At 48.8% G+C, this 248-nt stretch carries 1 pseudogene; it reads right to left on the reverse strand.

The window, feature by feature from the left end:
* Positions 1–186 (reverse strand): annotated as a pseudogene (locus LI114_RS14020) (amidohydrolase); the annotation flags it as partial.
* Positions 187–248: the final 62 nt, after the last annotated feature.

Below are 248 nucleotides of genomic sequence, written 5' to 3' on the forward strand. Positions count from 1 at the left end.
GGCGGTTCCAAGGCAGACGGCCCGATCCGTCCCAGTCGGAAAATGGCTCATAAAACATTCGGGGAAAATCATCATGTCCGGCTTATAAAGCTCCATGGCTTCGGCGACCGACTTCTTTGCATTTGCCAGATCCTCTTCCGGCAGCCCCTTCTGTTCAAGCTGCGCTAAAACAAATTTACTTTTCATAGATTTTTACCTCTCTGATTCTTCCTGTCCATGTTACTATTCACAACCCCGCTGAAAAGCGC

Origin of the sequence: Ruminococcus sp. 210702-SL.1.03 (assembly GCF_020559915.1) — a bacterium.
Taxonomy (GTDB): Bacteria; Bacillota; Clostridia; order Oscillospirales; family Ruminococcaceae; genus YE71.